Below are 1,058 nucleotides of genomic sequence, written 5' to 3'. Positions count from 1 at the left end.
TCGCCGCCTTCGGTGACCGACGGGGTGGCAGTCAGCTTGGCCACTACTTCGTCGAGGGTGTCGGTGACTTGAACCGAAGCAGCACCGCCCAACTCGAGGTTCTCGAAGGTCGCACCAGTGGCGTCCACCGCCGAGTTGATGCCCAGGCTGATTTCGCCAGCGTCCTGATAGACGTCATCGCCTTGCGCGTCGTGGGTGTACGGTGCGCTGGTTTCGCCAGCCTTGATGGTGACCTGGGCGTTGTTGCTCAGGGTCACGACCAGGTCGTGAGCCAGCGGCTGGTTGACGTGCACGGTGAAGGTTGGCTTGACGTTCTCGGCCACCGAAGTCTGGTCAGCCGTGATGGTGACCTTGACGATGTCGCCTTCGCTGCCTGGCGTACCTGGCTCGTCGGTGACCTCGGTGCTGACCGGAGTCTTGTCCAGGTTCAGGTTTTCAAACTTCCACGCATCTGCGCCGCTGACCGCGTCGATGGCATTGACCACCGGCTCGTTGGTGCCGACATAGACGTTGTCTGGTGCGGCTACAGTCGCCGAACCGGTGGTGCTGTTGGCTGCCACGACGACAGTGGTGCCGTCGGTCAGCTTGAAGTACAGCTCCGAGTGGTTGTTGATCGGCAGACCGTCTTTGTTGGTCAGCGTGATGGTGTAGGTGATCTCGCCGCCTTCGGTGACCGACGGGGTGGCGGTCAGCTTGGCCACTACTTCGTCGAGGGTGTCGGTGACTTGAACCGAAGCCGCACCGCCCAACTCAAGGTTCTCGAACGTAGCGCCAGTGGCGTCTACCGCCGAATTAATACCCAGGCTGATCTGGCCAGCATCGTTGTAAACGTCATCGCCCTGCGCAGCGTGGGTGTACGGCGCGCTGGTCTCGCCGGCCTTGATGGTGACCTGAGCGTTGTTGCTCAGGGTCACGACCAGGTCGTGAGCCAGCGGCTGGTTGACGTGCACGGTGAAGGTTGGCTTGACGTTCTCGGCCACCGAAGTCTGGTCGGCCGTGATGGTGACCTTGACGATGTCGCCTTCGCTGCCCGGCGTACCTGGCTCGTCGGTAACCGA

General features: G+C 62.1%; 1 protein-coding gene. It reads right to left on the bottom strand.

What is annotated here, in order from left to right; translation table 11 throughout:
* A partial coding sequence (locus ACF8Q6_RS24555) for an immunoglobulin-like domain-containing protein (protein WP_392499615.1) occupies positions 1 to 1,058 on the bottom strand: 1,058 nt, incomplete at both ends.

The organism is Pseudomonas sp. GLN_2 (genome assembly GCF_043106005.1).
Taxonomy (GTDB): Bacteria; Pseudomonadota; Gammaproteobacteria; order Pseudomonadales; family Pseudomonadaceae; genus Aquipseudomonas; species Aquipseudomonas alloputida.
The sequence above is the reverse complement of the archived record's forward strand: the minus strand, read 5'-3'. Positions and strand labels throughout refer to the sequence as shown.